The 26,840-nt window shown below is 63.4% G+C and carries 22 protein-coding genes, 1 tRNA gene and 6 pseudogenes; 14 read left to right on the top strand and 15 right to left on the bottom strand.

Annotated features, from left to right (window positions below):
- Positions 1-86: 86 nt before the first annotated feature.
- On the top strand, positions 87-1,436 hold the full coding sequence (locus ACFOKF_RS09000; RefSeq protein WP_380795167.1) for a DUF2142 domain-containing protein: 1,350 nt from the start codon (positions 87-89) through the stop codon (positions 1,434-1,436).
- 89 nt (positions 1,437-1,525) lie between these two features.
- On the opposite strand, the gene ACFOKF_RS08995 is transcribed toward ACFOKF_RS09000, so the two are convergent.
- The 4 genes and pseudogenes from ACFOKF_RS08995 to ACFOKF_RS08980 form a co-directional block, all read right to left on the bottom strand.
- Positions 1,526-2,071 carry a phosphatase PAP2 family protein gene (locus ACFOKF_RS08995; protein WP_380795164.1) on the bottom strand — a complete coding sequence of 182 codons (546 nt, stop codon included), beginning with the start codon at positions 2,069-2,071 and terminating at the stop codon, positions 1,526-1,528.
- Positions 2,072-2,143: 72 nt separating this feature from the next.
- Positions 2,144-3,536 (bottom strand): annotated as a pseudogene (gene lpdA, locus ACFOKF_RS08990) (dihydrolipoyl dehydrogenase).
- A gap of 17 nt (positions 3,537-3,553) precedes the next feature.
- On the bottom strand, positions 3,554-3,970 hold the full coding sequence (locus ACFOKF_RS08985) for an acyl-CoA thioesterase (protein ID WP_184264443.1): 417 nt from the start codon (positions 3,968-3,970) through the stop codon (positions 3,554-3,556).
- Positions 3,970-5,262: a pyruvate dehydrogenase complex dihydrolipoamide acetyltransferase gene (locus ACFOKF_RS08980; RefSeq protein ID WP_380795162.1), complete on the bottom strand. Its 1,293-nt coding sequence runs from the start codon at positions 5,260-5,262 to the stop codon at positions 3,970-3,972. Before ACFOKF_RS08980 ends, ACFOKF_RS08985 begins: the two co-directional genes overlap by 1 nt.
- 185 nt (positions 5,263-5,447) lie before the next feature.
- On the opposite strand from ACFOKF_RS08980, the gene ACFOKF_RS08975 reads away from it, so the two are divergent.
- Positions 5,448-5,903 carry a universal stress protein gene (locus ACFOKF_RS08975; RefSeq protein WP_380795160.1) on the top strand — a complete coding sequence of 152 codons (456 nt, stop codon included), beginning with the start codon at positions 5,448-5,450 and terminating at the stop codon, positions 5,901-5,903.
- A 180-nt stretch (positions 5,904-6,083) separates the two neighbouring features.
- On the top strand, positions 6,084-7,019 hold the full coding sequence (locus tag ACFOKF_RS08970; RefSeq protein WP_380795158.1) for an IS5 family transposase: 936 nt from the start codon (positions 6,084-6,086) through the stop codon (positions 7,017-7,019).
- 187 nt (positions 7,020-7,206) lie between these two features.
- On the opposite strand, the pseudogene ACFOKF_RS08965 reads toward ACFOKF_RS08970, so the two are convergent.
- Positions 7,207-9,587 (bottom strand): annotated as a pseudogene (locus ACFOKF_RS08965) (ribonuclease R family protein).
- Between the two features lie 77 nt (positions 9,588-9,664).
- Between ACFOKF_RS08965 and ACFOKF_RS08960 the strand changes: the two are divergent.
- Positions 9,665-10,084 carry a cupin domain-containing protein gene (locus tag ACFOKF_RS08960; RefSeq protein ID WP_380795155.1) on the top strand — a complete coding sequence of 140 codons (420 nt, stop codon included), beginning with the start codon at positions 9,665-9,667 and terminating at the stop codon, positions 10,082-10,084.
- Between the two features lie 390 nt (positions 10,085-10,474).
- Here the strand turns inward: ACFOKF_RS08960 and ACFOKF_RS08955 are convergent.
- Positions 10,475-11,127, bottom strand: a pseudogene (locus tag ACFOKF_RS08955) (MOSC domain-containing protein).
- Between the two features lie 57 nt (positions 11,128-11,184).
- Positions 11,185-11,403: a hypervirulence associated TUDOR domain-containing protein gene (locus ACFOKF_RS08950; RefSeq protein ID WP_380795152.1), complete on the bottom strand. Its 219-nt coding sequence runs from the start codon at positions 11,401-11,403 to the stop codon at positions 11,185-11,187.
- Positions 11,404-11,526: 123 nt separating this feature from the next.
- Between ACFOKF_RS08950 and ACFOKF_RS08945 the strand changes: the two are divergent.
- The 4 genes and pseudogenes from ACFOKF_RS08945 (at position 11,527) to ACFOKF_RS08930 (ending at position 15,101) form a co-directional block, all read left to right on the top strand.
- Positions 11,527-12,704, top strand: a pseudogene (locus ACFOKF_RS08945) (glycosyltransferase family 4 protein).
- Positions 12,705-12,831: 127 nt separating this feature from the next.
- A pseudogene (locus ACFOKF_RS08940) lies at positions 12,832-14,142 on the top strand (replication-associated recombination protein A).
- Positions 14,139-14,998, top strand: a pseudogene (locus tag ACFOKF_RS08935) (hypothetical protein). The pseudogenes ACFOKF_RS08940 and ACFOKF_RS08935 overlap by 4 nt, the downstream one beginning before the upstream one ends.
- Before the next feature lie 29 nt (positions 14,999-15,027).
- Positions 15,028-15,101: transfer RNA gene (locus ACFOKF_RS08930), tRNA-Thr, on the top strand.
- A 499-nt stretch (positions 15,102-15,600) separates the two neighbouring features.
- On the opposite strand, the gene ACFOKF_RS08925 is transcribed toward ACFOKF_RS08930, so the two are convergent.
- Positions 15,601-16,041, bottom strand: coding sequence for a cupin domain-containing protein (locus ACFOKF_RS08925; RefSeq protein ID WP_380797727.1), 441 nt, complete (start codon positions 16,039-16,041; stop codon positions 15,601-15,603).
- A 121-nt stretch (positions 16,042-16,162) separates the two neighbouring features.
- Here ACFOKF_RS08925 and ACFOKF_RS08920 point away from each other — a divergent pair, with 121 nt between their 5' ends.
- A complete protein-coding gene (locus tag ACFOKF_RS08920) occupies positions 16,163-16,465 on the top strand; it encodes a glycine zipper 2TM domain-containing protein (RefSeq protein WP_380795151.1) in 303 nt (100 codons plus the stop codon).
- 139 nt (positions 16,466-16,604) lie between these two features.
- Here the strand turns inward: ACFOKF_RS08920 and ACFOKF_RS08915 are convergent, their stop codons facing one another.
- Positions 16,605-16,883 carry a hypothetical protein gene (locus tag ACFOKF_RS08915; protein WP_380797726.1) on the bottom strand — a complete coding sequence of 93 codons (279 nt, stop codon included), beginning with the start codon at positions 16,881-16,883 and terminating at the stop codon, positions 16,605-16,607.
- A gap of 162 nt (positions 16,884-17,045) precedes the next feature.
- On the bottom strand, positions 17,046-17,453 hold the full coding sequence (locus ACFOKF_RS08910; RefSeq protein ID WP_380795148.1) for an EVE domain-containing protein: 408 nt from the start codon (positions 17,451-17,453) through the stop codon (positions 17,046-17,048).
- A gap of 103 nt (positions 17,454-17,556) precedes the next feature.
- On the opposite strand from ACFOKF_RS08910, the gene ACFOKF_RS08905 reads away from it, so the two are divergent.
- Positions 17,557-18,504, top strand: a complete 948-nt coding sequence (locus ACFOKF_RS08905; RefSeq protein WP_380795145.1) for an isopenicillin N synthase family dioxygenase — start codon at positions 17,557-17,559, stop codon at positions 18,502-18,504.
- A gap of 190 nt (positions 18,505-18,694) precedes the next feature.
- Here ACFOKF_RS08905 and ACFOKF_RS08900 read toward each other — a convergent pair whose 3' ends face one another.
- A complete protein-coding gene (locus tag ACFOKF_RS08900; protein ID WP_380795142.1) occupies positions 18,695-19,078 on the bottom strand; it encodes a dihydroneopterin aldolase in 384 nt (127 codons plus the stop codon).
- Positions 19,079-19,189: 111 nt separating this feature from the next.
- Here ACFOKF_RS08900 and ACFOKF_RS08895 point away from each other — a divergent pair, with 111 nt between their 5' ends.
- The 4 genes from ACFOKF_RS08895 to ACFOKF_RS08880 are packed head-to-tail and all read left to right on the top strand — an operon-like array spanning position 19,190 to position 22,154.
- A complete protein-coding gene (locus ACFOKF_RS08895; protein WP_380795139.1) occupies positions 19,190-19,744 on the top strand; it encodes a GNAT family N-acetyltransferase in 555 nt (184 codons plus the stop codon).
- A gap of 46 nt (positions 19,745-19,790) precedes the next feature.
- Positions 19,791-20,357, top strand: coding sequence for a DUF1285 domain-containing protein (locus tag ACFOKF_RS08890; protein ID WP_380795136.1), 567 nt, complete (start codon positions 19,791-19,793; stop codon positions 20,355-20,357).
- Positions 20,354-20,962 carry a CoA pyrophosphatase gene (locus ACFOKF_RS08885; protein WP_380795135.1) on the top strand — a complete coding sequence of 203 codons (609 nt, stop codon included), beginning with the start codon at positions 20,354-20,356 and terminating at the stop codon, positions 20,960-20,962. The genes ACFOKF_RS08890 and ACFOKF_RS08885 overlap by 4 nt, the downstream gene beginning before the upstream one ends.
- Positions 20,943-22,154, top strand: coding sequence for a CCA tRNA nucleotidyltransferase (locus ACFOKF_RS08880; protein WP_380795132.1), 1,212 nt, complete (start codon positions 20,943-20,945; stop codon positions 22,152-22,154). The genes ACFOKF_RS08885 and ACFOKF_RS08880 overlap by 20 nt, the downstream gene beginning before the upstream one ends.
- On the opposite strand, the gene ACFOKF_RS08875 is transcribed toward ACFOKF_RS08880, so the two are convergent.
- The 4 genes from ACFOKF_RS08875 to ACFOKF_RS08860 all read right to left on the bottom strand — a co-directional run bounded on the left by ACFOKF_RS08875 (position 22,118) and on the right by ACFOKF_RS08860 (position 26,833).
- Complete coding sequence (locus tag ACFOKF_RS08875) at positions 22,118-23,872, bottom strand: putative bifunctional diguanylate cyclase/phosphodiesterase (RefSeq protein ID WP_380795130.1); 1,755 nt, start codon at positions 23,870-23,872, stop codon at positions 22,118-22,120. The genes ACFOKF_RS08880 and ACFOKF_RS08875 overlap by 37 nt on opposite strands.
- 88 nt (positions 23,873-23,960) lie before the next feature.
- On the bottom strand, positions 23,961-26,249 hold the full coding sequence (gene parC / locus ACFOKF_RS08870) for a DNA topoisomerase IV subunit A (protein WP_380795128.1): 2,289 nt from the start codon (positions 26,247-26,249) through the stop codon (positions 23,961-23,963).
- A 45-nt stretch (positions 26,250-26,294) separates the two neighbouring features.
- A complete protein-coding gene (locus tag ACFOKF_RS08865) occupies positions 26,295-26,591 on the bottom strand; it encodes a CcdB family protein (RefSeq protein WP_380795125.1) in 297 nt (98 codons plus the stop codon).
- On the bottom strand, positions 26,591-26,833 hold the full coding sequence (locus ACFOKF_RS08860; protein WP_380795123.1) for a type II toxin-antitoxin system CcdA family antitoxin: 243 nt from the start codon (positions 26,831-26,833) through the stop codon (positions 26,591-26,593). Before ACFOKF_RS08860 ends, ACFOKF_RS08865 begins: the two co-directional genes overlap by 1 nt.
- Positions 26,834-26,840: the final 7 nt, after the last annotated feature.

The raw sequence follows: 26,840 nt of genomic DNA, 5'->3' as shown, positions 1-26,840 counted from the left end.
CTAGTTTTTTGCATCGGGCTGATTGAGCGGGCGTGCTCGGCACAGAGTCATCTTTACGGCGGACGATGCGAAACGAACGACAATCAATGCAGCGACGCGGCGACGCGGACATGCTGTTCGCCGCGCCATGGCGTGCGATCGAAAAGCTGCTGCTGACCGCCATCTGCATCGCCACAGTCTTTTTCGCCATCGTGACGCCGCCCTTTCAGGCTCCGGACGAGAACCAGCATTATATGAAGGCCCTGTCGCTGACGCAGGGCAAGCTGCTGACGGAGCAACGGGGCAACGCGATCGGCGCTGATCTGCCGCGCGCGGCGCTGGACATTCACGCCGTCGACTTCCCGACGGACATGCCGCCCGACCTGCGCCGTTTCGAGGCCGAACAACTGGGGCAGAGCGCCGCAGCCGACGCACAGCGTCCCGGCACCGCCTTTGCCGATTTCCCCAATGTCGCCAGCTATGCGCCCAGCCTCTATGCGCCGGGCGCCATCGGACTGATGCTGGGGCGCGGTCTGGACCTGCCTTGGATCGAAACGCTTTATGTCGGGCGACTGGTCAATGCGCTGGTCGGGATCGGCCTGCTGGTCGGCGCTTTATGGCTGCTGCCCTTTGGCCGCAACGCCATGCTGGCGACCGCATTGCTGCCGACCTTTGCCTATCAGGCCGGATCGCTCTCCCCCGATGCCGTCATCAATGGATTGGGCTTTCTGGGGCTGGCGCTGGCCCTGCGCACCGGGTTCATGCCCGCGACGCCATTGCGATCGGCCGGGCTGCTGATCACCGGGCCTTTGCTGGCCTTGTGCAAGGGAGTCTATCTGCCGCTGATGGCGGCGGGGCTGCGCTGGCAGCAGCATCGGCGCGACCTGCGGCCGGGGTTGATCCTGGGCGCAATGGCGCTGGGGGCAATCGCCTTTGTCGGCTGGATGCATTTTTCGGGCGGCAGTCAGGCGCTCTATCATATCCAGTCGCGCAAGACCGGCGAGACGATGATGACCGCGCCATTGCGCGACCAGCTAGCGATCATCTTGGCCGATCCGATCGGCTATGCCCGCATATTGGCCAGCAGCGTGATCGAACGCGCGCCGGTCTATGCGCTTCAGATCGTCGGGCGGTTCGGATGGAATGCGATCCTGCTGCCCCTGCTCGCTTACCCCTTGGCCCTGCTGATGCTGGGCGCGGGCGTGGCGAGCGGATCGGGCGTGCGGTTCGGGATGGGCCAAAGGATCTGGTGGCTGGCGGTGGCGGCGGGCGTCGCCCTGCTGATCGAAACCGCCATGTATCTGACCGGCACGCCGCTGGGCGCGGATTATGTGCAGGGGACGCAGGGCCGCTATTTCCTGCCTGTCCTGCCGCTGGTGCTGATGGCGCTGTCACCCGATCAGGGCTGGCGCAGCGCCGGCGGCTATTCGTCATCGCAGCGATCCCGCTGCTGCTGATCGCCGCCGCGACGGTGTATGACAGTTTCTGGGTGCACGGCTTCGTCACCAGCGACGGCATGCCGCCGCATGCCAGCATCGGCCGCGCTTTACTGCTCCCCTCCCCGCGCTGGTAGCCAGATCGCGCAGAAGGCGAGCCAGCCCACCCCTTCGATCCAGCCGGCGGTGACGTCGCTCGGCCAATGCACGCCAAGCCAGACGCGACTGATGCCAATCAGCGCGATCAGCATGGCCGCGCCCCAATAGACGCTGCGTCGCGCGGCAAGCAAAGCCAGCGCGCCGAAGAACATCATATTCCCAGCAGCATGCCCGCTAGGAAAGCTATAAGTATGGACGATGTCCAGATGCGGCAGTAGATCGGGGCGCGGCGCAGCAAATATCTGCTTGAGGATGAGGTTCAGCCCCGTGCCGGCCGCCATCATTGCCATGAGCCATAGCGCGCAGCGGCGTCGCCCGGCCCAGAGCAGATAGCCCAGAGACAAGGTCAACAGCAGCAGTCTTCCCGCCGTTCCCCCCAGAGCGGAGGCAAGACGCATCAGCGGGGTGATATTCTGCCCGATGGTCCCGTCCCGTGTCCGCCCCGCCAGTTCCATCAGGCCGACATTCAACTCATCTAGCCAGCCAGCCCGCTGCATCAGGGCGATGGCCAAAACAAAAAAAGCGCGAGAGCCAAAGCCCCCGCGCCTTTCATCAACGCTGTGCGCCGATCAGATATGGAGCGCACGCCCATAGGCCGCGAGCACGCTTTCATGCATGCTCTCGCTGATGGTCGGATGCGGGAACACCGTGTGCATCAGTTCCGCCTCGGTCGTCTCCAGCGTCTTCCCAATGGTATAGCCCTGGATCATTTCCGTGACTTCCGCGCCGACCATATGGGCGCCCAGCAGCTCGCCGGTCCTGGCGTCGAACACCGTCTTGGTGAAGCCTTCCGCCTCGCCCAGCGCGATCGCCTTGCCATTGCCGATGAAGGGGAACATGCCGACCTTCACGTCGTAACCGGCTTCCTTCGCCTTGGCTTCGGTGAGGCCCACGCTGGCAATCTGCGGGTGGCAATAGGTGCAGCCCGGAATGTTGCGCACGTCCATGGCGTGCGGATGCTTGCCGGCAATCGCCTCAGCCGCGATCACGCCTTCATGGCTCGCCTTGTGCGCCAGCCATGGCGGCGCGGTCACATCGCCGATCGCCCAGATGCCATCGACGCTGGTCCTGCACATCGGATCGGTGACGATATGGCCCCGCTCCGTCTTGATGCCGAGGTCTTCCAGACCGATATTCTCGGTATTGGGGACGATGCCGATCGCGACGATGACATGGCTGTACTCGCCGCTAACGATCTTGCCGTCCTTGTCCTTGATCGCGGCCTTCACACCGTTCGCGCCGACCTCCAGCTTGTCGACGCCAGCGCCGGTCAGGATGGTCATGCCCTGCTTCTTCAGCGCCTTTTCGAGGAAGGCCGACACATCCTTGTCCTCGACGGGGACGATGCGGTCCATCATCTCGACCACGGTCACGTCCGCGCCCATGTCGTTATAGAAGCTGGCAAATTCGATGCCGATCGCACCAGAGCCGATGACCAGCAGCTTGGTCGGCATTTCCGGCGGGGTCATGGCGTGGCGGTAGGTCCAGACGCGCTTGCCGTCCGCCTTGGCGAAGGGCAGGTCGCGCGCGCGGGCGCCGGTGGCGACGATGATGTTCTTCGCCGTCAGTTCTTCGGTCTTGCCGTCCTTCGTGACGGTCAGCTTGCCTTTCGCGACCAGCTTGCCGTCGCCCATATGGACGCTGATCTTGTTCTTCTTCATCAGATGCGTGACGCCCTGATTCAACTGCTTGGCGACACCGCGCGAGCGCTTCACCACGGCGGCAATGTCGGCGCTGATCTTCTCGGCGGCCAGGCCATAGTCGCCAGCATGCTGCATATAATGGAAGATTTCCGCCGAGCGCAGCAGCGCCTTGGTCGGGATACAGCCCCAGTTGAGGCAGATGCCGCCCAGATTTTCGCGCTCCACGATCGCGGTCTTCAGGCCAGCTGAGCCGAACGGATGGCGGCCACATAGCCGCCGGGCCGGAGCCCAGAACGATGACGTCGTAATTCTCTGCCATGGTCAGTCTCTCTAATCTTATTTCGCCGCGCCGGTTTCGGTCGGCATGGGCGGAACGGAACGGGGCTGGCGATCTTCACCGATCGCCACGAAGCTGAAGGTCGCGTGGGTGACGCGATAGGAACGATCGTCATGCCGCGCGCGGCGCCATGCTTCGACATAGATTTTCATCGAGGTGCGACCGACCGATTTGAGCGTCGCGAACACCGACACTTCATCCCCCACCACGACCGGGCGTAGAAAGGTCATGCCCTCCACCGCGATGGTCACGGCGCGGCCATGGCTGTGCCGGGCAGCGACGGACCCCGCCGCCGAGTCCATGACGCTCATCAGCCATCCGCCGAAAATGTCCCCATAGGGATTGGTGTCGGTCGGCATGGCGATGACGCGCACCGCCGGACTGAAGTCCGGCGGGGTTTCGTCGACATAGGCCATCAGGCGAGCAGGCCGATCGGATTTTCGACCAGTTCCTTGAACGCCTTCATCAGGCGGGCGCCGTCCGCGCCATCGATCGCGCGGTGATCGAAGCTGCCCGTGGCCGACATGACGGTCGCGATCTGGACCGAATCATCGACGATATAGGGACGCTTGTCGCCAGCGCCGATCGCCATGATCATGCCCTGCGGCGGGTTGATGACCGCTTCAAACTGCTTGATGCCGAACATGCCCATGTTCGAAAGCGATGCGGTGCCGCCCTGATATTCCTCCGGCTTCAGCTTGCCGTCCTTGGCGCGGCTGGCCAGATCCTTCATCGCCGACGAAATGGCGGCAACGCCCTTTCCAGCGGCGTCGGTGACGATCGGGGTGATCAGACCGCCCGGGATCGACACGGCGACTGAAATATCGGCGCGCTTGAACTGGAGCATCTGGTCGCCGGCGAACTGCACATTGCATTCGGGCACCTGGATCAGCGCCACGCCCAGCGCCTTGATCAGCAGATCGTTGACCGACAGCTTGACCTTGCGGCTGGCAAGACCGGCGTTGAGTTCGCCGCGCAGCTTGAGCAGCTTGTCGAGCTGAACGTCGACGGTCAGGTAGATGTGCGGCACTTGCTGCTTGGATTCGGTCAGGCGGCGCGCAATCGTCTTGCGCATGCCATTGAGCTTGATGACGTCGTGCGGGATGCCGAAATCCTGCGCGGCGGCGGCGACCGGCGCAGGTGCAGCGACGGGCGCGGGGGCAGCAGCCGGGGCGGCGGCGGGCGCAGCGGCGCCGGGCTGCGCGCCGTCGATGTCCGCCTTGACGATGCGGCCGTTGGTGCCGGTGCCGGTGATGGTGGCGAGATCGATGCCCTTGACCTCCGCCAGGCGGCGAGCCAGCGGGCTGGCCTTGACGCGATCGTTCGATACCGCCGCAGCAGCAGGCTTGGCCGGCGCCACATCAGCCTTGGGCGCGGGGGCGGCGGCTTCCGCCTTGGCGGGGACCGGATCGGCCTTGGGCGCGGGGGCTGCGCCACCGCCGGCTGCGGCGGCCGCGACGTCTTCGCCTTCTTCGGCGATGATGGCGATGACGGTGCCCACCTTCACGCCTTCGGAACCTTCGGCGACCAGAATCTTGGCGACCACGCCTTCATCGACCGCTTCAAATTCCATCGTCGCCTTGTCGGTCTCGATTTCCGCCAGCAGGTCACCCGACGACACCGTGTCGCCCTCCTTCACCAGCCATTTGGCCAGTGTCCCTTCCTCCATGGTCGGGGACAAAGCGGGCATCTGGATCGTCTTGCTCATGCGTTCGGGGCCTCTTCTGGTTTATGCGGCACGCGCCATTTGTCGCCTCGTTTCCACCCATTTGCCGGATCGGTCAAGCGACCGCTTGCGGAAGGCGGATTTATACCCCACATTTCACCTCACTGGTTCGTTGGCATGTTTTCCCGATCGTCACGGCCATCATTTCAACGCGGGGGCGACAAGAAGTGCGGACATATCTGGTAGTTGTGGACGAATCGCCGGAGGCGGAAACTGCGTTGCGCTTCGCCGCGCGCCGCGCCGCAAAAACCGGAGGCGCCGTGCGCATCCTGGCGCTGATCCCGCCGGCCGAATTCGTCCAGTGGGGCGGCGTCCAGGCGACGATGGAGGATGAAGCCTTGCAACGCGCCGAAGCGCTCGTGACCAGCGCAGCCGGCACGTTGACCGACGAATCCGGCATCCGCCCCAGCATCACCGTGCGGCAGGGCGACGCCGTTACCGTCGTGCGCAAGACGCTGGAGGAAATGGACGATGTGGCCGCGCTGGTGCTGGGCGCAGCGGCCAGCGGCAATCCAGGCAAGCTGGTGACGCATTTTGCCGGGGCCGATGCGGGCAAGCTGCAATGCCCGGTGATGATCATCCCCGGCGGGCTGGATACGGACGCCATCGACCGATTGAGCTAGAGCATTCTGAAGTCGGCTGGAACAGCAGACGGCTCGCAGAATGCGGAAAACAAAAGAAAATTAGAGCATCATCCGATTCAATCTAATCGGATGATGCTCTAAGGAGACCTGTGCGCGGGTAGGCGTAGACATGGGCATAGATAGCTGATTCTATGGGCTTTCCAAGAGGGAGAGCAGCGGATGGCTCGTCGTTCAATCGGTCAGGAGCGATTTGGTTTTGCCGGTGGCGGACGAGCAGCTTCATCGCTCGACACGCTTGTCTCGTTGATCGATTGGAATCCCATTGGGGAGCTTCTCGATCCGCTTTACCCAGCTGCTAAGGGCGAGCCCGCCTGGCCGCCGCTGGCGATGGTCAAGGCGCTGCTGCTGTCGATTTGGTACGACTTGTCTGATGTAATGCTGGCCGAGGCGCTTGACGATCGAGCCTCCTTTCGCCGTTTTTGCGGGTTCTCGGCGAATGAAGCGACGCCCGAACGCACCGCATTCGTCAGATTCCGCAGACTACTGGTGGCTCATAAGCTCGACCGAACACTGTTCGAGGCTATCACCACCCAGCTCAAGTCAAAGGCGGTGACAGTCAAGACCGGGACGCTGGTCGATGCAACCATCATTGCCTCCGCGACTGAGGGCGATGCGGATGCGCGCTGGGTAAAGCATAAGGGAAAGCGGGCGGTTCATGGGTTCAAGGCCCACGTTGGCGCCGATGCCGATACGGCGCTGGTCGAGGAGGTGTCGATCACATCTGCCAATATCAATGACGGCAAGGCAGGACCTGACGCGCTGCCCGACAACCCTGGCGAAGTGTTTGCCGATAGCGCGTATCGCGGCAATCACTTTCGCGACGCCGTGCGCGCCAAGGGCGGTATCCCGCGGATCGTCGCTACCGGAATGTGGGGCCGCGACGAGCAGGAAACGCTGCGCAAGCTCCATGAGTGGAATCAACCGATCCATCGCGTGCGTGGCCGGATCGAGAAGATCTTTGGGACATGGAAGCGATGCTACGGCTTGCGCCGAATGCGATGGCGTGGCCTCGCCAAAGCCGCCGTACAAGTCCACCTCACCGCCATCGCCTACAATCTCAAGCGAACGATGAACATTCTCGCAGTCCTGGCATGAATGTTATCGCCATCCCGGAAAATCCAGGCCTGGGCCAACAAAATGGCGAAGAAATAACGCAATTTCATAGCCCTACGCCTACCCGCGCACAGGTCTCCTAAGAAAGACAACCCGTTCGTTTCGAGCTTGTCGAGAAACGGCAAGACAGTGCCATAGGTTTCTCGACTGCGCTCGAAACGAACGGAACTTATTTTCTGTGTTTTCCCCGCTTCGCCCCGATATGGCGGATATTCTTCGGGCGGCCGCGATGGACGACACCAGGCCGGGTGCGGTCGCGCCTGATCGGGCCACCACGCGGCGCGGGATTGTCGGGCAGTTCGAAGCGCAATGATCCGTTGACCGGATCCGCCTCCGCCAGCCGCAGTTCCAGCCGCTGGCCGACCGTGTAGCGATCTCCGCTTTCCACGCCCTGCAAGGCCTTGCCGGCTTCATCATAATAGAAATGTTCAGCGCCCATGGTCGACACCGGGACCAGCCCGTCGCCGCCCAGCCCCTCCACCGTGGCGAAGAAGCCGAAATTCTGCACGCCCGTAATCCGCGCCTGCACGACTTCGCCGACATGGGCGGACAGGAAGGCGGCGACATAGCGGTCGATCGTCTCGCGCTCCGCCTCCATCGCGCGCCGTTCATGGCCGGAGATCATCTCGCCGACCCGGCCCATATTCTCATAATCATCCTGGCTGAGCGAGGAGCGATCCGGAACCGCCTTATCCTTGGGCGCGGGCAGTTCCAGCCCATAGGCGCCGACCAGCGCCCGATGCACCAGCAAATCCGCATAGCGACGAATGGGGGAAGTGAAATGGGCGTAGCTGCCCAGCGCCAGCCCGAAATGGCCCATATTCTGCGGCGCATAATAGGCCTGGGTCTGGCTGCGCAGGATCTGGGTCATGATCTGCTCCTTCTCCTCCGACTCCCCGACCTTGCGGATCAGCTGGTTGAAGGTCGCGGGGCGGATCACCTGCCCCAGCGCAAAGTCGATGTCGAAGGTCGCCAGATATTCCTTGAGCGCGACCAGCTTGTCGCGGCTGGGCGCTTCATGCACGCGGTACATGACCGGCGCCTTCTTCGCCTCCAGCGCCTTGGCCGCCGCGACATTGGCCGCGATCATATAATCCTCGATCAGCATATGCGCGTCGAGCCGTTCGCGGATGGCGACGCTGACGATCTTGCCATAGTCGTCCAGCACCACGCGCCGTTCGGGCAGGTCCAGCGCCAGCGGATCGCGCGCCGTGCGCGCCTTTTGCAACAGCGCCCAGCAGGCCCAGAGGGGCTTTAAGGAATGTTCAACTAAATCTACCCCGTTCGGGCTGAGCTTGTCGAAGCCCTGTTCTTTCTTCGAGGAAAAGGACGGCCCTTCGACAGGCTCAGGGCGAACGGTAGAAAGGGCGTCGATCGCGGCCTGCGCATCTTCATAGGCGAGCACCGCCGCCACGCGGATGACGGCGCGGGTGAAGCGCCAGGCCGTGACCTTGCCATTGGCGTTGATCGTCAGGTGGCAGGCCATGGCCGCCCGGTCCTGTCCGGCGCGCAGCGAGCACATGTCGGACGACAGTTCGTGCGGCAACATCGGCACGACCTGATCGGGGAAATAGACGCTGTTGCCGCGCTTGCGCGCTTCCCGGTCCAGTGCGCTGCCGGGGCGGACATAGTAGCTGACGTCGGCAATAGCGACGATCGCCTTGAACCCGCCGGGGTTGGCTTCGTCCTCATCGGGCGTGGCCCAGACCGCATCGTCATGGTCGCGCGCGTCCACCGGATCGATCGCCACGATCGGCAGGTGACGCAGATCCTCGCGCTTGTCCTCATGCAGCGGCAGGGCGGACGCCTTGACCGCTTCCTCCTCGACGCCATCGGGGAAGACATGTGGGATGCCATGTTTGTGGATCGCGATCAGGCTGAAACTGCGCGGGGCGAAGGGATCGCCAAGAATGTCGGTGACGCGCGCGGAAATGCGCGGCGGGCGGCCATGGGGTTCGGCCAGCACCAGATCGCCGGGTTTGGCCGTGCCGACATCACTGATTGGCGTATCCTTGCGGATGCGCTTGTCGACCGGACGCAGCCATAATTTGCCATCGGCCATTTCCTCGACCACGCCCAGCAATTCCTCGCTGGACTTGGCGAGCTTCTTCATCGGATGAGCGATCCAGCCGCGCCCGGCCTCTTCGGTGCGGGCAAGGATACGGTCGCCGATCGTCAGCGCCCCCCGCTTGCCGCGCTCCACCACGCGCAGGCGCGGGGCCGGCTGCCCCTCCGCCTCCCAGCGTTCGGGGGTGGCGATCAGGGTGGTGTCGTCAACGTCGATGATGCGCAGCACCGTCACCTTGGGCACGCCGCCCATCTTGTGGAAAGCGCGGGCCGGGCCAAGGTCGATCAGCCCTTCATCCGCCATGTCCTTGAGCAGCGCCTTGAGCGCGATCTTCTCCTGCCCTTTCAGGCCGAACGCCTTGGCGATTTCCCGCTTGCCGGCGGGGTATCGGATGTGGTGATGAATTCCATCACCTGATCGCGGGTGGGGAAGCCGGCGGGCCGGACTTTATCGGGTTTCTTGTGCTTCTGGGTCGATGCCATGGACCGGGTATAGGGGCGTGCCGCCGCCGACGCCAGCGGCATGGCGGGGCGCAGCGCACGGATCGTTTATCCGAGGCATGACCGCCCTCTATCTGATGCTCGTCGCCGCTGCCGGCGCGCCACCCGCCCCAGCCCCTACCCCCGCCCCCGTCGTCGTCCAGCGCGAAGGGGCCGAACATTATGTCTGGGGCGGCGTGAATGAAGGCTGGCATCTGGTGAAGCGGGACGATCTGTCCGTCATTCAGGAACGCATCCAGCCCGGAACCAGCGAGGTGCGCCATTATCATGGCAAGGCGCGGCAGTTTTTCTATGTTCTGGCCGGCGAACTGACGATGGAGGCAGGCGGCGTCACCCACCGACTGACCGCCGGACAGGGGATGGAGATCGCGCCGGGGGTGCCGCATCAAGCGCAGAACCGCAACGCAGCGCCGGTCGACATCCTTGTGACCTCTGCGCCCAAGAGCCATGGCGACCGGGTGGAAGCGCCTTTGCCCTGAACGGCCGATAATGGGGAGACGCGGCGTAACTTCGCATATTTCCCGCCGATTTTGAAATTCTGGAAGAAAAGTCGGAAATTATATTTCCAACTTCGCCTGCGGCCGGACGATGGGAAAGAGCAGAGCAAATGCTGCCATGGCGGGAGGATGTAGGACAGGATGGCGGAGATGGGTGGGAAGCGGAATGGCGGCTTTTCGTAGCCCTCTCCCGTTCTTCACGGGAGAGGGTTGGGTGAGGGTCTTTCTTCTCGCTGGCGGCAAGCTATTGCCCAGAAAGAAGAAAGACCCTCACCGACTGCGACTAGGCAGCAAGCTGCCAAGTCTCCGTTGCCTCTCCCGCGAAAGCGGGAGAGGGTGAAGAGGATGACCGTAAATGCTCGTCACCAACCCCTACCCCGCCAGCTTGCGCGCCCTTTCCCGCCAGGCTTCCGCCAGCACCGGCATGTCGGCCAGGGCGCGCACCGCCTGCGAGTCCGCCTTGTGCCCGCCGCCGATCAGCAGGCGGAAGACGCGGGCGATGCTCCAGTCGGGCCAGGGCCGGTCGAGCAGGTCCATGCGGGTGCCGGCCATCGCCTCCCCTTCGCGGATCACGCGGAAATAGATGCCGAAATGGCCGGTTTGACGATCGTCGCCATCACGTCGCGCGCGGCGAAACGATGATCGAGCTTCCAGCAGGGCTGGCGACCATGGCTGACCTCCACGATGGCGCTGCCCAGCGAAAAGCGATCGCCCAGACATATCTGCGTTTCGGTCATCCCGCGCGAGGCGATATTCTCGCCAAAGGCGCCGGGCGCATCGAGCAGGGGCTGGCCGGGCTTGCGCTGCCGCCACCAGTCATAATGGTCCTGCGGATAAAGGTGGATCGCCTTGTCCCAGCCGCCATGATGGACAAGGTCGGCGACGGCATTGCCGGCAAATCCGTCCCAGCCAATCTGCACCGGACCATCGACCGGGGTCTTGGCGATGGCGCTATAGTCGTCACCGCGAAAGGGAACGGGCGTGCCGACCAGCAGCGCGTCGATGGTCATATGAGGCGTCGTCATGCCTCTTCATGCCATGGCGGATGACGGAGCGCGATGGCCGATCGCGCGGGCATGGCCCTATGCTTCGCTCAGTTCCGACGCCAGTTTCAGCACTTCGCCGCCGCTGTCGACGCGGATCAGATAGGCGGGATCAGCCGGCGATCCGTTGCGACGCACCAATGCGCCCGCGATGCTGCGTTCGACGTGCCGGTCGAATCGCTCCGCAATCCGTCCCCGGCCGACACCCTGCCCCCAATTCCACCGGACCCGCATCCCGTTATGGAAAGTCTCGGTCATCTGGGCATCCTCTCCTGTTCGGGGGCAACCGCGTCGGCCGTGCCTCAGGCCTACGAGGGCATAAATCCCAAGGGCTTGACTGGTTCCCTTGGGTTTTTGCGCCGTTTGAGCTAAGGGGCGGCGATGCAAGCAACCGGCCTTCGTGTCGCCCTGTTCAGTGGCAACTATAATTATGTGCGCGATGGCGCGAACCAGGCGCTCAATCGCTTTGTCGCCTATCTGCTGCGCCAGGGCGCGCAGGTGCGCGTCTATTCCCCCACCACCGACACGCCCGCCTTCGAGCCGGCGGGCGACCTGGTGAGCGCGCCATCCTTCGCCGTTCCGGGGCGCAAGGAATATCGCGTGCCCTATCGCCTGTCGGGTGCGCTCAAGCGCGATCTGGCCGCGTTCCAGCCCAACCTGATCCATCTGGCCAGCCCCGATCCGCTCTGCCATGGCGCGCTCAGCTGGGCGCGCGGCATGGATTGCCCACGGTCGCATCGGTCCACACCCGGTTCGAAACCTATCCGCGCTATTATGGGCTGGCCTTTCTGGAGCCGCTGGTCGAATCGGTGCTGCGCCGCTTCTATCGCCGCTGCGACGCCATTGTCGCGCCGTCCGAATCCATGGCGCAACTGCTGCGCGAACAGCGGATGAGCTATGATGTCGGCATCTGGACGCGCGGCATAGACCGGGAGATTTTCAATCCCGGCCGGCGCGACCTGAACTGGCGGCGGGCGCAGGGCATAGAGGATAATGTGCCGGCGATCGGCTTTATCGGCCGGCTGGTCATGGAAAAGGGGCTGGATGTCTTTTCCGACACGATCGATCAGCTGGGCCTGCGTCAGGTGCCGCACAAGGTGCTGGTAGTAGGCGAAGGCCCAGCGCGCGAATGGTTTCAGAACCGCCTACCCCAGGCGGTGTTCACGGGGTTCCAGAAGGGACCGGAGCTGGGCCGCGCGGTCGCCAGCATGGACATGCTGTTCAACCCGTCCGTCACCGAAACCTTCGGCAATGTGACGCTGGAGGCGATGGCGTGCGGTCTGCCGACCGTTGCCGCGCGCGCGACCGGCAGCGAAAGCCTGGTGACGGAAGGCGTGACCGGCCGGCTGATCCGCCCCGGCGCGATCGGCGACTTTGCCGACGCGCTGGAATCCTATTGCCTGGACACCAGCATCCGGCAAAAGGCGGGCGCAGCGGCGCAGGCGCGGGCCGAACGCAATGGATGGGATCAGGTCAATCAGGCGTTGGTCGACACCTATTTGCGGATCATCCGCCAGCGCGCGCATGGCCTGTCGCCGCGATCCAGCCCGGTTCCATAATAAGGGATCATTTCTATAGTTCGTTCGGGCTGAGCCTGTCGAAGCCCTGCATTTTCCTTCAAGAAAGAACAGCCGTTGGGCGCAGCCCGGCCTTCGGCTCGACAGGCTCAGGGCGAACGGTGAAATGATGAGCGACCTCTTCGCCGGCCAGCCGTCGGACCATATCGAAACCGCCCCCCTTGCCGACCGGCTGCGCCCGCGCACGCTGGCCGATGTGGTCGGGCAGGAACATCTGACCGGCCCGGACGGCGCAATCGGCCGGATGGTGGCCGCGGGACGCCTGTCCTCCATCATATTCTGGGGCCGCCGGGCACGGGCAAGACGACGATTTCACGCCTGCTGGCCGATGCGGTGAGCATGCGCTTTGCGCCGATCTCCGCCGTATTTTCCGGCGTCGCCGACCTCAAGAAAGTCTTTGCCGCGGCCAAGGAGCATGGCCGGATGGGCGAAAAGACGCTGCTGTTCGTGGACGAAATCCATCGTTTCAATCGGGCGCAGCAAGACGGCTTCCTGCCCTTTGTCGAGGACGGCACGGTGACGCTGGTCGGCGCGACGACCGAGAACCCCAGTTTCGAGCTGAATGCGGCGCTGTTGTCGCGGGCGCAGGTGCTGATCCTGCGGCGGCTGGATGCGCGCGCGCTGGCGCAGTTGCTCGATCGGGCCGAAACGCTGACGGGTCGGCCGCTGCCGCTCGATCCGGCCGCGCGGGAAGCGTTGCTGGCCAGCGCGGACGGCGACGGGCGCTTCCTGCTCAATCAGGTCGAAACCCTCTATTCAATCGCGATTTCCACGCCGCTCGATCCGGCGGGCCTGTCCGCCCTGCTCCACCGCCGCGTCGCCGTATATGACAAGGATCGGGAGGGGCATTACAACCTCATTTCCGCCCTGCATAAGTCCTTGCGCGGGTCTGATCCGCAGGCGGCGCTCTATTATCTGGCGCGGATGCTGACGGCGGGGGAAGAGCCGCTCTATGTGCTGCGCCGGCTGGTGCGCTTCGCCACGGAGGATATTGGCCTGGCCGATCCGCAGGCGGTGGTGCAATGCCTGGCGGCCAAGGACGCCTATGAATTTCTGGGGTCGCCGGAGGGGGAACTGGCGATCGTGCAAGCGTGCATTTATTGCGCGACTGCGCCCAAATCCAATGCCGGCTATATGGCGATGAAGGCGTCGTTCAAATCGGCGCGCGACACTGGATCGCTGATGCCGCCGATGAACATCGTCAACGCCCCCACCAAGCTGATGAAGCAGGTCGGCTATGGCAAGGGCTATCAATATGATCATGACGCCGATCAGGGCTTTTCATCCCGGCGCCAATTACTGGCCCGAAGAGATGACGCCGCAGACCTTCTATCAGCCGATCGATCGCGGGTTCGAGGCGCGCATTGCCGAACGGATCGCGCACTGGAACAGGCTGCGGGCCGAACGCGGGCCGGCGTGACGCCCCATTTTTCGCGCTTTGCCGCGATCGACTGGTCAGGCGCGAAGGGCGCGCGGCACAAGGGGATCGCCGTCGCCCTGTGCGAAGCGGGACAGGCGGTCCCGCGCCTGATCCCCGCGCCCGGCGGCATCTGGTCGCGGCAGGCGGTGGCGGACTGGCTGGTGAAGACCGCAGCGGATGCGCCCACCCTGTTCGGTTTCGATTTCAGCTTTGCGCCGCCCTTTGTCGCGCGGGGCGACTATCTGCCCGGCGATGGCGTGCCGCAGGATGGGCCTGCCTTCTGGGCCTATGTCGATGCGATCTGCGACGATGTTGATCTGGGCGCGGCGAGCCTGCTGGAGGTCGCCCATCGCCGGCATTTCTATTTCGGCAAGGCGGACGGGGTGAAGGCCGATTTCCTGCACAATCGCGCGTGCGAGGCGCATTACAAGGCGGGCGGCGGCGGCAAGCCCTCCACCATCTATGACGCGATCGGCGCGGCGCAGGTGGCCAAGGCCAGCTTTGCCGGCATGCGCCTGCTCCATCATATTCGCCTTCATGTGCCGGTGTGGCCGTTCGATCCTCTGCCGGCCGCGCCCGGTTCGCTTGTAGTGGAGATATACACCAGCATCGCCGCGCGCGCCGCGGGGCGGCCCAAGGGGCGGACGAAGATGCGCGATCGCGCGGCGCTTGACGCAGCGCTGATGGCGCTGGGCAGCGATGCGCATGATGGCGCGATGCCCGACGATCATGCCGCCGACGCGATCGTGACCGCCGCATGGATGCGAAAAATGGCGCTGCGCCCCGATCTTTGGACGCCGCCGGCGATGACAGCGCAAATTGCCGCGACTGAGGCTGGACCTTTGGCGTGATCTGATAGTAAGGGCGTCGCACCCGAAAGGACGGGCCGGATTAGCACAGCGGTAGTGCAGCGGTTTTGTAAACCGAAGGTCGGGGTTTCGATCCCCTCATCCGCACCATTTTTCAGGCAGGCATGCCGTTCCCCAAAACAAAATGGGGGCCGGCATTGCTGCCGGTCCCCACTTCCGTCAGGTCTATCGATCCGCGTCCCGGGCAGGGATGCGATCATCGGCCCGGCGTATCCGTTTCACCCTTTGCGCAAGCGGGGCTGGCCCGCATGCGAATCCGGTGATCCGGCTTTGCTCCGGGCCTGGCCAAGGGCCGCCGTCCCGGTGCTGGTCGCTTTATGTCCCTGCCCGACGTTCACTTTCGCGCGTACCCGGCATGGACTGCAAGCGTCCCGTTCTTTGGTAGAGACCATATCCTTGCGGACAGGGCCTTCCATCGAACGATCGATCCGATTTAAATGACTGATTTCTCGTTCATTTTTGGAATTGGATCGCTCCGTTTCCGTCGTCTCGATACAGGCATGGTCTCACCAGATCCGAGTCGTTCAAAGCGAAATCGGACGGTTTTTTGACAGGCTCCGCACAAAGCTGTGGATAAGTGTGGATAAGTTCAGGCCGGCGGCCACCAGTCGGGCGGGGCCAGGGTGAAGCCGGCGAAATCGAAGCCCGGCGTGACCGTGCAACTGACCAGCGTCCATCCGCCCTGCGGCGTCGACGCCTGCCAGTGATGGGCGGGCACGCGGCCCTGCGGCATCTGGCCATGCAGCACATCGGGGCCGAGCAGCAGGTCGCTGGCCGGCTGCCCTTCCGCCGCGACCGACAGGATCAACGGTGCGCCGGCATGCCAGAACCAGATTTCCTCGCCATCGACGCGGTGCCAGTGCGACCGCTCATGCGCCTCCAGCAGAAACAGGATCGCCGTGCCCATCGGCCGCTCGCCCGGCGCGGCGGCGGGGCGCCAGGTCTCCTTATACCAGCCGCCTTCGGGATGCGGGGCCAGACCCAGGGCTGCGATCAACGCCTTTCCATCCCGTTCATCGTCTGCGCGCATCATTTTGCCTCAAAATTTATGTCTTGAGAAACAAGGGCTTGAACCGTTGCCTGACGTTCATGCAACCCAGATCAATATATGCGGGTTCAAACGCCAAATCACGCTTATGGAGGAGATAGATATGCGTAAAGCCCTGATGGCCCTGGCCGCCCTTTCGCTGGCCGTTCCCGTTTCAATGGCGGTGCCCACCGATGGTGCGCAGGCGCGCAAACATTATCGCTACAAGGAATGGCGTGGCCGCGACGGCCGCACCTATTGCCGCAAGTCCAACGGCACGACCGGCCTGATCGTCGGCGGCGTGGGCGGCGCACTGGTCGGCCGGGCGATCGACACCCGTGGCGACCGCGCCACCGGCACGATCCTGGGCGCGGCCGGCGGCGCCCTGCTGGGCAAGGAAATCGACAGCAAGCGTCGCTGCCGCTGATCGATCGGGCGGATCGGGCCGACGTCCTTTGGAGCGGGCGTCGGCTTTCGATCGCAGCCTGATCGGCCATGCGAAGCCAAGAAAAAAGGGACGGCATCCCGTCAGATGCCGTCCCTAACTTTTTGCAGGCGCTCGGCGATTATTCCGAAGCGGCGCCGCGGGCCTCTTCCACCTTGAAGGCAACCTGCTGGCCGCCCGAGGTGCCCGAAACCTTGCCATTCTTGACGGCCAGGTTGAAGGCGACGGCGTCGGGGAAGCGACGGCCCGAAATCACCTTGCCAGTCTTGGTGTCCTTCACCTGATAGACATAGGTGTAACCTTCGTGGGTGAAGCGCTGCTTGGAAGCGGCGTCTTCGGCATAAGCGGCGGTGGCGACGGTAGCGCTAACAACGCCAGCAACAAACAACTTGGACAGCATTCGCATGGGTAAACTCCTTGTGAATGCCGATCAAACACCTCTTATATTCTTGTTCTGTTGACGTTGCTTCTATGTTGCAGTGCGACAAAGCGACAATCGCAAAAAACGGCGCGCTGATTGCGTAATGTGCAATCGGGTTTCACCCAGTCTGCAAAGACGATTTCAAGCCTTTGACATTGCGACAATATGGTCGAACTCGGCCTTGGTGAGCGGCGCGACAGAAAGACGCGATTGGCGCAACATCACCATGTTCGACAGCGCCGAATCGGCCTTCATCGCCTTGAGCGTCACCGATTTGGCCAGCCTTTCGCGCGGCGCGACATGCACCGCGATCCACTTGCCGCTGTCGTCGGTGCTGTCGGGCGCAGCCTCCTCGACAATCTCCATGATGCCGACCGCCTCGACCCCGATATTGCTGTGATAGAAGATCGACAGGTCGCCCCGGCGCATGGCGCGCATATGGCCCTGCGCCGCATGATTGCGCACGCCGTCCCACTCCGCCTTCCCCTTCCTGACCAGATCGTCATAGGAAAAGGCGTCGGGTTCCGATTTCATCAGCCAGTAATTCATTTTGCCTCCTTGCAACAGCGGCCCGGCGCGATCAAGGATGCACCCATAGGCGGGCGGCCCCATATGGGTGGCGTGCCCCACTTCGATTTCTGGAGACGATAAAGTGTCGCAAACGGTACTGGATCAGGTGCCCGTCCTGTCCATGGCGGATATGTCCAAGGCGGATTTCGCCCAGGCTTTCGGCCAATCCTTTCAACGGTTCGGCTTCGCCATGGTGAAGGACCATGGCATGGACCAGTCGCTGGTCGACAATGGATGGGCGCTGGCGCGCGATTTCTTCGCCCTGCCTGTCGAAGCCAAGCAGGCCTACGACGCAAAATTTAATGGCGGCCAGCGCGGCTACACCGCCTTTGGCGTGGAGATTGCCAAGGGCGCGAGCGAGAATGACCTGAAGGAATTCTGGCATGTCGGCCGCGACCTGCCAGAAGGCGATCCGCTGGCGCAAACCATGCCGCCCAATATCTGGCCAACGGAAATGCCGGAATTCAAGCCGGTCTTCGCCAAACTCTATCGCGAGTTCGATCGCGTCGGCGCGGAGCTATTGTCGGCCATCGCCCTCTATCTGGGGCTGCCCGAACGCTGGTTCGACGGCCCGATCGACAATGGCAATTCGATCCTGCGGCTGCTCCATTATCCCCCGGTGTCGCCACAGGCTCCGGGTATTCGCGCCGGCGCGCATGAGGACATCAACCTCATCACCCTGTTGCTGGGCGCGGAAGAAGGCGGGCTGGAACTCAAGGACCGGAACGGCAACTGGCTGCCGGTGGTGCCGCCGCCGGGGGCGCTGGCGATTAATGTCGGCGACATGCTCCAGCGACTGACCAACCATGTGCTGCCATCGACCAGCCATCGCGTGGTCAATCCGCCGCCCGAACGGCGCGGCCATTCGCGCTATTCCATGCCCTTCTTCCTGCATCTGCGCCCCGATTTCATGATCGATGCGCTGCCGCAATGCGTGAGCGAAGACAATCCGCGCCGGCAGGAGCCGATCAGCGCGCATGACTATCTGACCGAGCGGCTGATCGAGATCGGGCTGATCAAGAAGGGATGATGTTAGAGCATTTTCGAAGCAGATGGCATCATCTGCTGGCTCGGAAAATGCGGAAAACAAAAGAGAAATAGAGCATAATCCGTTCAGTATGAACGGATTATGCTCTAGGTGCTCTTGCGAAACCAGGAGCCCAGAATGGAGGGTGCATCGTTGAACCCTGGGCTCCTGCTTTCGCAGGAGCACCGTTCGCTTATTTCCGGCCGCGGCCCAGCGTGATGCCGATTTCCTCGCCCCGCTCGCTCAGCGCCAGCTTGACGATCTTCACTTCGACATGGCTGACCTTGTCGTCCTGAAGGAAGATGGTGTCGATGATATGATCGGCCACCGCTTCGATCAGGGTGAAATGCACGCCCTCGGGCAGCGCGGTCGACGCGGCATGCTTAAGGTCCATGTAATTTTTGGACGCGGTCAGCGGCGTGCCTGGCTCATAATGATCGGCGATTCGCAGGCGCGCGCGGATGGAAATGCGCAGCGGCTGGGGGAGATGCGTCTCCTCCGAATAAATGCCGGTCAGCACGTCGACGTGCAGGTTATTGACCTCCAGCGTCAGAAAATCGTCAAATCCAGTCTGCATAGCCTGCCACTTATGGCCCATCTCCTGCCGAAAGGCGGGGCCTATTTAGTCTTTCATTTTGCGGCATGGACGCTAAAGCCCGCCGCTCCGGCGCTGCCCCATGCGCCATTGATGGCGGAACGGCAAGTCGTGTCTCATATTGTGCCCCTGGATAATCAGTCCGACGCGGCGATCGAGCGGCTGCTCGATGCGGCTTTTGGTCCTGATCGCCATGGCCGCACCGCCTACAAGATCCGCGACGGCATGCCCTGGCTCCCGGCCCTGTCCTTTGCCGTGGTGGACGATGATGGCGCGCTGATCGGATCGCTGCAAAGCTGGCCGGTGGCGCTGACGCTGACCGATGGCGGACAACAGGCCGATAACGGACAATTGCCGTTGATCATGGTCGGCCCGGTGGCGGTCGAGCCGGCGCATCAAAAGGGCGGGCATGGCCGCGCGATGATGGATGCGGTGGTCGCCGCCGCCCGGACGCTGCGCACAGAACCGCTGATGATGATCGGCGATCCCGAATATTATGGCCGTTTCTGGGGCTTCACCGCCGATGGCACCGACGGATGGGACGCGCCCGGCCCGTTCGAGAAACGGCGTCTGCTGGCGCTGTCGGTCGATGGCCGTCCGATCGGCGGCGTGGGCATACTGGCGCCGCGCATCACTGTCACGGCGTAGAAATTACTTCTTTGCCTTCGGGCAAGGACGTCCCTATCTCCGCCCCATGCCGATGGAGCCCTTGCCCGACCTGTCCACTTTGTCGCTGGCCGACATAGCGCGCCTGCTGGCCGAAAAGCGGCTGCCGCCGGTGGAGAAATGGAATCCCGATCATTGCGGCGACAGCGACATGCGCATCGCCCGTGACGGCACATGGTATCATCAGGGATCGCCCATCGGCCGCGAAGCGATGGTGCGCCTGTTTTCCACCATCCTGCGGCGCGAGCCGGATGGCAGCCATGTCCTCGTCACCCCGGTCGAAAAACTGGACATAGAGGTGGAGGACGCCCCCTTTGTCGCGGTCGAACTGAAGACCGAGGGCGACGGGCGCATGCGCACGCTGATCTTTCGCCTGAACAGCGGCGATCTGGTGACGGCGAGCGCCGACCATGGCCTGACCCTGCGCGAAACGCCCGATGGCCCGCACCCCTATCTGCATGTGCGCGGCGGCATGGAGGCGTTGATCGCGCGCAGCGTCTATTATGAGTTGATGAACCTGGCGCTGGAGGAAGATGGCGAGCGCATCGGCCTGTGGAGCGAGGGCGCCTTCTTCCCGCTGGACGGCGCTGCATGAGCCTGACGGAAAGGCTGCGCGCCGCACTGGAGGAGGGGCATCGGCGGGAAATGCTTGCCCTGTCGGATGTGCGCGACCCGCGGATCGTGGAAGATATTGCGCTTGCGCCCGCCGCCGTGCTGGTGGCCATCACCGACCGGCCCGAACCCGGCCTGATCCTGACGGAACGCGCCACCACGCTGCGCAAACATGCCGGGCAAATCGCCTTCCCCGGCGGCCGGGTGGATCCGGGCGACGCCGACGAAATTGCCGGTGCGCTGCGGGAGGCGCAGGAGGAGATCGCCCTGCCCCCCGATGCTGTGCAGGTGATCGGCACGTCCGATCGCTATTGCACCTTCACCGGGTTCGACATCGTTCCAGTGCTGGGCGTCATCCCGCCCGACCTGCCGCTGCGCGCACAGGCGGGCGAGGTGGCGAACTGGTTCGAACTGCCGCTGGCCTTTGCGCTGGACCCGGCCAACCGCATCCGGCGCGAGGTCGAATATGCCGGCGCGATGCGGGCCTATTATGAGATTTTCTGGCAGGATCGCCGCATCTGGGGGATCACCGCCGCCATTCTTGCCAATCTGTCCCGAAGGCTGGGCCATGACACTTTTACTGCCTGACGCCGCCTGGCGTCATCGCCCGGGCCTGGATGGTCTGCTCGCCGCGCTGGACGCCGGGGATGGCAAGGCGCGTTTCGTGGGCGGCGCCGTGCGCGACGCGCTGCTGGGCCTGCCAGTCAATGATCTGGACGTCGCGACGGTGCTGGCCCCGCAGGATGTGGTCGACCGGCTGAAGGCGGCTGGGATCAAGGCGGTGCCGACCGGCATCGACCATGGCACGATCACCGCCGTTCTTGCCGACGGCCCGGTCGAAATCACGACGCTGCGCCGCGATGTCAGCACCGACGGGCGGCGCGCGACCATCGCCTATACCGACGACTGGCGCGAGGATGCGGCCCGGCGCGACTTCACCATCAACGCGCTTTATGCCGATCCGGCGAGCGGAGCGATCAGCGACTATTTTGGCGGCCTGCCCGATCTGGAGGCGCGACGACTGCGCTTCATCGGCGACGCCTCCGCCCGGATCACGGAGGACCATCTGCGCATCCTGCGCTATTTCCGGTTTCTGGCGCGCTATGGCGGCAATGAACTGGACGCCGCCGCCTATGACGCCTGCGTCGCCGCCGCCAACAGCCTGATGGCCCTGTCGCGCGAGCGAATTGCCGACGAACTGCTCAAATTGCTGGGCGTCGCCGCACCGATCCATGCGCTGCGTCTGATGGTCGACGGCGGCATATTGACGCCGGTCCTGCCTGAAGTGCGGATGGACGGGGTGGACCGGGTCGAAACGCTGATCGGGCGGGAGGCGGACAGCGCGCTCCCCGCCTCCGCCCTGCGCCGCCTTGCCGCGCTGTTGCCGCATGACCCGACGCTGGCCGATCAGGTCGGCGCACGGCTCAAATTGTCGAACAAGGCGCGCAAGCGGCTAATGACGGCGCTGGACCCGGCGGTCGCGGGCGAAACGCCGCGCGCGCTGGCCTATCGCGTTGGCATGGAGGGGGCGATCGACCGGCTGTTGCTGGATGCGGCACAACCGCTGGGGGCCATCGCTACGCTGGAAGACTGGACGCCGCCAACCTTGCCGATCGGCGGCGGAGCCCTGATCGCGCGCGGTTTGCAGCCCGGCCCCGATGTGGCGAAGGCGTTGCACGAGGTGCAGCGATTGTGGGTGGCGGAGGATTTTCCTGACGCGGAGCGCGTCGCAGAACTGGCGGATCAGACCGTTTCGAAATTCCAGCGGGCGCGCCAATAGTCAAAGGCTTCGCCTTCGCTCATGGCCTTGGCGAAATAATAGCCCTGCCCCTGCCAGCAGCCCATTTTTTGCAGGGCGTGGGCCAGTTCCTGCGTCTCTATGCCTTCCGCCGTGACCTTCAGGTTCAGCGATTCCGCCAGTGACAATATGGTGCGAACAATGACGACCTTGTCGCGATCCTCCAGCATCGACGATACGAAGCTGCGGTCGATCTTCAAAATGTCGATCGGCAGGCTGTGCAGGCTGGCCAGATTGGAAAAGCCAGTGCCAAAATCGTCCATGGCGATCGGCATCTGAAGATCCTTGAGCGCGAACAATAGCTTACGCGCCTTGTCAGGATCGGCGATGATCGCGCTTTCGGTCAATTCGGCGGTCAGCCGGTTGCCGGCGACGCCGGAATAGCGCAGCGCCTCTTCGAACATGGAGGCGACGTCATCACGCGCCATCTGGATCGGCGACAGGTTGACGTTGACGCCAACCGGCAGCGCCTGCCCGAACTTCGCGTCCCAGCGCGACAGCGCCTGCGCCGCTTCATAGGCGGCCCAGCGGCCCAGCGGGGTGATCAGGCCGCTTTCTTCGGCAACGGCGATGAATTCCACCGGGGACACCCGGCCCAGTTCCTCGTCATCCCAGCGGGCCAGCGCCTCAAACCCGGTAATTTCGCCCGTCTGAAGATGAATCAGCGGCTGATAGGCCAAAGTCAGGCCACCCTGGGCCAGCGCATCGCGCAGGCGGCTTTCGATCGAGAAGCGACGCTGCGCTTCCTTGAGCACGCCGTTGCGATAGATTTCCACCTTGCCGCTGCGCTTGGCGATCTTCACCGCGGCCTGCGCCTTGCGCACGACATCGTCGGGATCATCGTCCAGATTGATCGACAGCGCGCAACCGATCGCGCAATCGACGCGGATTTGCAGATCACTCAGGCGGATCGGCGAGCTCAGCGCTTCCCTGATCCTCTGAACGATATGCAGAGCATCCGACAAACCATTGTTTAACCTTGCAAAAATAGCAAAATCATTGCCGCCGATGCGGGCCAGCACATCGCCCTGCCGCAGGCTGGACTTCAGCCGCTTGGCCACCGTAATCAGCAGTTCGTCGCCCGCCATCGGACCCAGCGATTCATTGACGCGGCTGAACCGGCTGAGATCGATCGCAATGATGCCGAACTGGGCATTGTCGGGCCAGAGGGCGTTGGCCAGCCGATCGTCAATCTCTTCGCCAAAGCCGGTCCGGTTGGGCAAGGCGGTCAGGCCGTCCGACAGAAGTTCGCGGCGCAGATTCTTTTCGATCGCCCGTTCGCTGGTGCGGTCGATGGCGGTGAACAGATAATGTTCGGGCCGCCCCTCCACCGCGGGCAGGCGGCCGATGGTGCAGAGGAAATATTCCGGCCCCAGCTTGCCGTCGCGACGGATTTCGAAACTGTCCGAATCGCGCCCGGAATGGATGAAGGCCGTCACCCGTTCGCGCCATTCGTTGATGATCCGGCTGTTGCGCGCGCCGGTTTCCGAATGGGCGTGAAAGGCCATATCGAACCGGCTATTGCCTTCGACCAGATTTATGACGTTATTTTCAAAGGCAAAAATCGCCGCCACCTGCGGCAGCGCCGACAGCCAATCCGTCATCCTGGCGGTGATGTCGGGATGCACGCCATCCTCCCCTGCAAGAGGGGTGTCGCTGGCCTGTCCGACCGGCAAATTGCGCACCGACATGGATTCCATACCCCCGCTGTATCCAGAAGGAGTAAATTTTCGGGAAACGCTATTCGCCGATCCGAAAAAACTTCATAAAAATTGCAAAGCGACTGATTTAGAACCGATTGTCGCGCGGAAAGCCGGTTGGCGGCATGCGACCAGCAGCGCCGCGCGCCACCTTCCACGGCATCATGTCGCTTTCCGTCCGGGTCCGCCCCGACTCGCCGCCCATGGTCCAGCTAAGGCCGTCGGACAGCCTGAACGCGATCGCATCGGACAGGCCTCCGTCGCGATAGCGCTGCATCTGCACCCCCTGTCCGCGCGCCATTTTCGGCATTTCCGTAAGGGAAAAAACCAGCAATTTGCGGTTCTCGCCGATCACTGCAATGCTGTCCGCATCGGGATGAACGGGGCGAATAACGCTCAGCTTCGCCCCAGCGCGGACATTCACCACCTGCTTGCCCTTGCGCGTTTCGGCCATGATGTCGGACACCGCCGCCACAAAGCCGCGCCCGTCGGATGACGCCAGCAGCAGATCGCTGCCCGCGCGCGCCGGCATCAGCGCGATGATCGCGCCTTCATTGTCCATATCAACCAGCGATCGCACCGGATCGCCAAAGCCGCGCCCGCCCGGCAGCTTGTCCGACGCCAGCGTATAGACCCGGCCGGTCGCGGTCGCCATCAGCAGCTTGTCGGTCGTATAGGCGTGGAAGGCGAATTGCGGGCCATCGCCTTCCTTGAACTTGAGCGTGTCGGCGGCCGCCAGATCGCGATGGCCGCTCATCGCCCTGATCCAGCCGCGTTCGGACAGGATGACGGTGATCGGCTCACGATCAATCATCGCCTCCAGCGGAATTTCCCGGGCCGGGCCAGCTTCCTCCACCAGTGACCGGCGGCGGCCAAGATCGGTTTCCGGGCCATAGCGCTTGCGCAGCGCGGCCAGATCCTTCTTCAGGCGGGTGCGCTGGCGGGCAGGGCTTTCGACCAGCTTCTCCAGTTCCTCCTTCTCCTTGACCAGTTCGGCATGTTCGCGGCGAAGCTCCATCTCCTCCAGCTTGCGCAGCGATCGCAGGCGCATGTTGAGGATCGCTTCGGCCTGACGGTCGGTCAGGCGGAACTCGGCCATCATCACCTCTTTTGGCTCATCCTCGGTCCGGATGATCTCGATCACCCGGTCAAGGTTGAGATAGGCGATGATATAGCCGTCGAGCAGTTCAAGACGCGCGGCGATCTTTTCCAGCCGGTGCTGGGCGCGACGGACCAGCACGTCGATCTGATGCTTGAGCCATTCGATCAGCAGCGGCTTCAACCCCAGAACGCGCGGCGTGCGGGTGGCGTCCAGCACATTGAGGTTCAGGGAGAAGCGGTTTTCTAGGTCCGTCAGGCGGAACAGGCTGTCCATCAGCATCTGCGGTTCGACCGTGCGGGCGCGCGGTTCCAGCACGATGCGGATTTCGGCGTCGGATTCGTCGCGCACATCGGCCAGGATCGGCAGCTTCTTGTCGTTGATCAGCGCCGCAATCTGTTCGATCAGCTTGGATTTCTGGACTTGATAGGGGATTTGGGTGACGACCGCGATCCAGCCGCCGCGCCCTTCATCCTCCTTGTGCCAGCGCGCCCGCGTGCGGAACGCCCCGCGCCCGGTGGCATAGGCTTCGGAAATGATCGCCGCATTGTCCACCAGCACGCCGCCGGTCGGAAAGTCCGGCCCGCGCACAATCTGCATCAGCGCGGCATGGTCGGCTTCGGGATCGTCGATCAGCAGATTGGCCGCGTCGATCAGTTCGCTGACATTGTGCGGCGGAATGCTGGTCGCCATGCCGACCGCGATGCCGCTGGCGCCATTGGCCAGCAGATTGGGAAACAGGCCGGGGAACACCTCCGGCTCTTCATCCTCGCCATTATAGGTGGGGCGGAAATCGACCGTGCCTTCGTCCAGCCCGGCCATCAGGTCGGCGGCCGCCTGCGTCAGGCGCGCTTCGGTATAGCGCATCGCCGCCGCATTATCGCCGTCGATATTGCCGAAATTTCCCTGCCCATCGACCAGTGGCGTGCGCAGCGAGAAATCCTGCGCCAAACGGACCATCGCATCATAAACCGATGCGTCGCCATGCGGGTGATATTTGCCGATGACGTCACCGACGACGCGGGCGCATTTCTTGTAACTGGTGGTGTTGCGCGCCGGATTGGCGACCAGCACGTCCGGGTTTGCGCCACCCGGCTCCATCCGCAGCAACCGCATCGCCCAGAGCAACCGGCGATGCACCGGCTTCAGCCCATCGCGCAGATCCGGCAGCGATCGCGCCGTGATGGTCGACAAGGCATAGACCAGATAGCGCTCCGACAGCGCATTGTCGAATGGGTGATCCTTGATGGCGTCAAACGGGTCGCGAAAATCGGTCATTGCGGTCGGCTTAGCAAAGCGGGGACGAAACGGAAACGGATTTGGTCAATAGCCCGACGTCAGCATGTCGAGCGCGTTGGAAATATCATAATCCCGATCCCACAGCGATAAAACGACTTTACCTAACGACCGCGCAGACACTGCACCGGAAAATTGAGTCATCATAACCAGTCGCTGTCCATCCACATCGAATATAGGATTGAGTTTCGCCATCGGTGTGCCGACATGCTCGATCGGAACCAGCGGCACCACGAAGCGCGTCGTCAGATGATCCAGAAGGTCGGATTGGCAATCCAGAACATAGCCATCGTCAGGCAAGCGATGCACGCAAAAGCGCGCCATCAGAACATCCGATATTTTTCGAGCGGCAATCCATATTTTTCGACATAGGCGTTGGATGCAGCAATACCTGCGGCATTCTCCTCCTGCCAACGCCGCCCCCGTTCCGCAGCGATTTCCTTGCGTAGTGCCTCTTCGCAAGCGCGCGACAGGTTGATGCCCAGTTCTTTGGCGTCGGCCACAAGGTCGACATCCAGCGACAGGTTCGTCGCCTTGCGCGTTGCGATCCGTTCCTGCTTGGTCATGACAGCC

The organism is Sphingobium rhizovicinum, assembly GCF_042647625.1.
Taxonomy (GTDB): Bacteria; Pseudomonadota; Alphaproteobacteria; order Sphingomonadales; family Sphingomonadaceae; genus Sphingobium; species Sphingobium rhizovicinum.
The sequence above is the reverse complement of the archived record's forward strand: the minus strand, read 5'-3'. Positions and strand labels throughout refer to the sequence as shown.